The sequence below is a fragment of the Sphingomonas sp. SRS2 genome (assembly GCF_000971055.1).
Taxonomy (GTDB): domain Bacteria; phylum Pseudomonadota; class Alphaproteobacteria; order Sphingomonadales; family Sphingomonadaceae; genus Rhizorhabdus.
On record NZ_LARW01000032.1, the window covers coordinates 1 to 4373 of the forward strand.

Sequence of the window (4373 nt, forward strand, 5' to 3'; positions counted from 1 at the left end):
GTCGGCAGATCACGCCATGGACTGCCCGTCCGGACAATCCATAGCACTGCCTCCAAAAATAGACGGTTGTTCCTCCCGCTTCGTCCCGGGTCGGTCGGCTTACCCAGACAATGCGGTTCCATCTTTGCCCACTGGGCGTCGGTCAGTACGAAGCGTTCCATCCAAAGTGTGAATCACATCTCCCCAAAAATGTGAATCCTAAATCCCCACAACCCCTAGTCTGGGACAATCATGCTTGCATGCCGATGCGGCCCGATGACATTTCGCTCCTACCGCAACTCAAACGCTTCGCAACGGCCGGCGTAAACGTCATTACACTGAATATCGGCTATGGGCCCGCCGAGGATTTTTCGGATGGCTTCCCTGCCATAACCAAGGTCGAGGCTGGCAGCGACAATTTGTCGAATGCGCTCCGGTTCGACAAGTTGCAGAAAAGCAACATCGTCGGGCAGATCAAGTATAAATGGCGCTCTGCTTCCATCGCTCTGAGTTGAGCCTCGGTGTCGAGCATGAAATCGAGTGTGATCGAAACGTGCTCCGGGCGGACGAGTTGACCGCAACGAGCCGGTTACGAACGCAGACGACGGCGACCCAGCGAAGCAATTGGACGCTAACCTTCCCCGGGCCGCAGCGCGCGTATGCAAGATGGCCTCTTCGCTGGCCATACCGCACGCTCTCACTCGCGTGCGCATTCCCCGGAATGACTCTTTCCGCTCGACTTCTATTCGAACGAGAGCATTGCTGCTGCCACTGAATCGCTAGCCCGACGGTGGCTCGCTGCCCTGATCGGACCGACCGACGGGGCTCTAGGTGGTGGGACGCGATCACGAGGTCCTGCGGAGAACCACCATGGACGATATCCAGCAAACCACCGAAAGCGTATCCGAAGCCCCCGCTCCTGCCCGGCCATCGAAGGCCGCCGCCGTTATCAAGCTGCTCTCGCGCAACCGCGGCGCGACCCTGGCCGACATCATGGAAGCCACTCACTGGCAAGCACATAGCGCCCGCGCTTTCCTGTCGGGCGTCCGCAAAAAGCGTGAACTCCTCAAGGAAGCCCGCCGCACCGGCGAAACCTCCTATCGGCTGGCCAATTGATGGCGAGCCTCGATGAACAGCTGGCTGGGCTTGCGACATTGTCGCAGGCCCAGCTCCGCACCGAATGGCGGAAATATCACAAAGGTCAGCTTATGCCGGTCGGCTTGGGGCGCGTACTCGCCGGCCGCGCCATCGCCTGGAAGATGCAGGAGCGCGTTCGCGGCGGGCTTCCCCCGGCCACCAACCGGGAATTGAAGCGCCTTGCCAAACAGCTCGCCCACACCGGTGGCATCGATCTTGGCAAGAAGGCGCTGCTGAAGCCCGGCACCAAACTTGTCCGACAATGGCATGGCACCCTCTATCATGTGCTAGTGCTGGAGGATGGTTTCCAGTTTCAGGATCTTCATTACCGATCGCTGACCCCCATCGCCCGCGAGATCACCGGTGCGGCTTGGTCGGGACCCCGCTTCTTCGGCCTGAAGGAAAAGCCCGATGCGCCGGCCAGCTGACAGCAAGGTGATCCGCTGCGCCGTCTACACGCGCAAGTCCGATGAGAAGGGCCTGGAGCAGGAGTTCAACAGCCTCGATGCCCAGCGAGAGGCATGCGAAGCCTATATCGCCAGCCAGCGCCATGAGGGCTGGAAGCTCATCCCCACCGCCTATGACGATGGCGGTCTGTCAGGCGGCACTATGGACCGCCCTGCCCTTCGACAACTGCTCGCAGACATCAAGGCCAATAAGGTCGACTGTATCGTCGTCTACAAGATCGATCGTCTCACCCGCAGCCTCGCCGACTTCGCCCGGATCGTCGAGATCCTCGACCAGAGCAGCGCTTCCTTCGTCAGCGTCACCCAGGCGTTCAACACGACGTCGAGCATGGGCCGGTTGACCCTCAACGTCCTGCTGTCCTTCGCCCAGTTCGAGCGCGAGGTGACCAGCGAGCGCATCCGCGACAAGATCGCCGCCTCGAAGGCCCGCGGCATGTGGATGGGCGGCGTTCCCCCGCTTGGCTATGCGGTGAAGGACCGCAAGCTGGTGGTGGTCCCGGAGGATGCCCTCACTGTCCGCATGACCTACGAGCGCTATCTCGAACTGGGATCGGTGCTGGCGCTGGCAATCGACCTAGACGCGCGCGGCATCCGCAGCAGGCCACGGACCGACCGCAATGGTGTTGCGAGAGGCAATGCCGCCTTCAGCCGGGGAGCCCTTCACCTTATGTTGCAGAACCGCCTCTATCGGGGCGAGATGGTCCACAAGGGCAAAGCCTATCCCGGCGAACATGATGCGATCATCGACCAAGCGCTATTCGATCAGGTCGGCGCTCTGATCGCGCAGAACCGGAACAACCACGTCGATGGTGTCCATGCCAGCGAGCCGAGCCTGCTGATCGACAAGATCTGGGATGCCTTCGGGCGGCGGATGCCGCCCACCCACAGCTGCAAGCCCGGCAAGCGCTACCGCTATTATGCCAGCGACAATCGCGATGCGCGACTGAAGGAGCGGCGTCACCGCGTGCCTGCCGGTGAACTGGAGGCGATCATCATCACCCAACTTCGCAAGCGGCTCGACGCCGACAGTGGCCCCACGTCGCTCGTAACGTTTGAAACAGCCTCGCACAGCGAGCAGCGCCGCGTGATCGCCGACACGATCGAACGGATCGAAGTTCATCCGGATCGGATCGACATTGCCTTTACCGAAGCGGCGGGTGGACCCGCACGCGTATCGGTGCCAGCGATGCTCATTCGGCGCGGCAATGAGACGAGGCTCGCGCTACCGCCCGAGGAGCGGGTGGCTGGCGAGCGCGATCCGGCGCTGATCAAGCTGGTCGCCAAGGCGCATATAGCGCGCGAGGCAGTCGCATATGCTGGAGAGCGGAGCATCGCGGACCTCGCCGTCGAGCAGGGACTCAGCAAAGACTATTTCGGGGTGCTGCTCCGCATATCCTATCTCGCGCCGGATATCGTCGCCGCCATTCTCGATGGGCGGCAGCCGGCGCAGCTTACCCGGCAGAGCCTCGCGCGGACGACGAATCTGGCGATCGACTGGCAGCAGCAGCGCGAGATGTTGGGCTTCGGGTGAGCTATTTACTCAGCGTGGCGGTGACCATTGCCGCCAGAGTTTCCTCGGCTCTCGTTCGCAAGCCAGCATCTTTGGACGCCAGGTCGTGACGCAGCCAATCTGGCGCGTTCCGAATGACCTTGGCGATCTTCGTGGCGACATCGTCGGTCTCCATCGCGCCGCATTATCCCCCGACTGGAAAGACACAAGCTGAATGACGGCTTCGCGCCCTAGAGTCGAACACGATCGTGTTGAATCGGCGGATTCCCTTTGAGGCTGATTTGTGATTCAGAGTGCTGGCTGGGATGGAGGTCGGCATGGATGGGCAAACCTTATTCGGATGATTTGCGGGAGCGCGTGGTAGCGTCGATGGTCGGGGGCCGGAGCTGCCGCGAAGCGGGCGCGATTTTTGGCGTAGCGCCGAGTACGGCGGGCAACTGGTATCGGCGCTATCAGCGGACGACCAGCTACGCGGCCTTGCCGATGGGCGGCGACCATCGTTCGAAATTGACCGCCGAGGTGAACTGGATCGCAGAGCGCCTGGCGGCGGTGCCGGAGCTGACGTTGACGGATGTGCGTGAGGGTCTTGCCGGCCGTGGCACCGAGGTGAGCTATTCGAGCGTATGGCGGACGGTGAAGAAGCTGGGGCTGCGCTTAAAAAAAGAACCATCTACGCCAGCGAGCAAGACCGGCCCGACGTCGCGATAGCACGTGCGATCTGGCAGGCGGCGCAGGCCGGGTTCGACTTCCAGTCGCTGGTGTTCATCGATGAGACCGGCACGACCACGAGCATGGTGCGAACCCATGGCTGGGGCCACAAGGGCAAGCCGCTCATCGGCAAGGCGCCGCATGGCCATTGGATGACGTCGACCTTCGTGGCCGGGCTGCAGCACGACGGCATCCTCGCGCCGATGCTGATCGATACGCCGATGACCGGCGAAATCTTCCGCCAATGGCTGGTCGAATGCCTGATCCCCGAAATGGCGCCGGGCAGCATCGTCGTCGCCGACAATCTGCCCGCCCACAAGGTCGCCGGCATCCGCGACTGCCTCGAGGACGCAGGCATGGGGCTGCTCTATCTCCCGTCGTACAGCCCCGACTTCAATCCGATCGAGCAGGTCTTCGCCAAAATCAAGAAACTGCTCCGCCGAATGGCCCCGCGGTCCTTCGACGCCATTTGCGACGCCCTGCAGATCATCCTCGAAAAATTCAAACCCGACGAATGCTCAAACTATCTCCGCCATGCCGGATATGTGCAATCTTGATCAAGCTCAGCGAGA

The 4373-nt window shown here is 61.9% G+C and carries 8 protein-coding genes; 6 read left to right on the forward strand and 2 right to left on the reverse strand.

Annotated elements, in window-relative coordinates; translation table 11 throughout:
* Positions 1–161: transposase (locus tag WP12_RS23770; protein WP_152663831.1), on the reverse strand; the 161-nt coding region annotated here is incomplete at its 3' end.
* 78 nt (positions 162–239) lie between these two features.
* On the opposite strand from WP12_RS23770, the gene WP12_RS00225 reads away from it, so the two are divergent.
* The 4 genes from WP12_RS00225 (at position 240) to WP12_RS00240 (ending at position 3114) form a co-directional block, all read left to right on the forward strand.
* A complete protein-coding gene (locus WP12_RS00225; protein ID WP_046191762.1) occupies positions 240–494 on the forward strand; it encodes a hypothetical protein in 255 nt (84 codons plus the stop codon).
* A gap of 355 nt (positions 495–849) precedes the next feature.
* Positions 850–1095, forward strand: coding sequence for a DUF3489 domain-containing protein (locus tag WP12_RS00230; protein WP_046191763.1), 246 nt, complete (start codon positions 850–852; stop codon positions 1093–1095).
* Positions 1095–1544 carry a DUF2924 domain-containing protein gene (locus WP12_RS00235; protein WP_046191764.1) on the forward strand — a complete coding sequence of 150 codons (450 nt, stop codon included), beginning with the start codon at positions 1095–1097 and terminating at the stop codon, positions 1542–1544. Before WP12_RS00230 ends, WP12_RS00235 begins: the two co-directional genes overlap by 1 nt.
* Positions 1528–3114 carry a recombinase family protein gene (locus tag WP12_RS00240; protein ID WP_046191765.1) on the forward strand — a complete coding sequence of 529 codons (1587 nt, stop codon included), beginning with the start codon at positions 1528–1530 and terminating at the stop codon, positions 3112–3114. The genes WP12_RS00235 and WP12_RS00240 overlap by 17 nt, the downstream gene beginning before the upstream one ends.
* 1 nt (position 3115) lies before the next feature.
* Here WP12_RS00240 and WP12_RS25435 read toward each other — a convergent pair whose 3' ends face one another.
* Entirely contained in the window at positions 3116–3268 is a 153-nt protein-coding gene (locus WP12_RS25435; RefSeq protein ID WP_200894428.1) for a DUF6771 family protein, read from the reverse strand.
* A gap of 146 nt (positions 3269–3414) precedes the next feature.
* Here WP12_RS25435 and WP12_RS24590 point away from each other — a divergent pair, with 146 nt between their 5' ends.
* Positions 3415–3801: a helix-turn-helix domain-containing protein gene (locus WP12_RS24590; protein ID WP_046191766.1), complete on the forward strand. Its 387-nt coding sequence runs from the start codon at positions 3415–3417 to the stop codon at positions 3799–3801.
* Complete coding sequence (locus WP12_RS00250) at positions 3717–4358, forward strand: IS630 family transposase (RefSeq protein ID WP_084690889.1); 642 nt, start codon at positions 3717–3719, stop codon at positions 4356–4358. Before WP12_RS24590 ends, WP12_RS00250 begins: the two co-directional genes overlap by 85 nt.
* Positions 4359–4373 lie beyond the last annotated feature (15 nt).

Bases quoted from the DNA above. Each gene is read 5' to 3' on its own strand.
- WP12_RS00225 (WP_046191762.1), top strand. From the start codon at position 240: ATGCCGATGCGGCCCGATGACATTTCGCTCCTACCGCAACTCAAACGC.
- WP12_RS00230 (WP_046191763.1), top strand. From the start codon at position 850: ATGGACGATATCCAGCAAACCACCGAAAGCGTATCCGAAGCCCCCGCT.
- WP12_RS00235 (WP_046191764.1), top strand. From the start codon at position 1,095: ATGGCGAGCCTCGATGAACAGCTGGCTGGGCTTGCGACATTGTCGCAG.
- WP12_RS00240 (WP_046191765.1), top strand. From the start codon at position 1,528: ATGCGCCGGCCAGCTGACAGCAAGGTGATCCGCTGCGCCGTCTACACG.
- WP12_RS25435 (WP_200894428.1), bottom strand. From the start codon at position 3,268: ATGGAGACCGACGATGTCGCCACGAAGATCGCCAAGGTCATTCGGAAC.
- WP12_RS24590 (WP_046191766.1), top strand. From the start codon at position 3,415: ATGGGCAAACCTTATTCGGATGATTTGCGGGAGCGCGTGGTAGCGTCG.
- WP12_RS00250 (WP_084690889.1), top strand. From the start codon at position 3,717: ATGGCGGACGGTGAAGAAGCTGGGGCTGCGCTTAAAAAAAGAACCATC.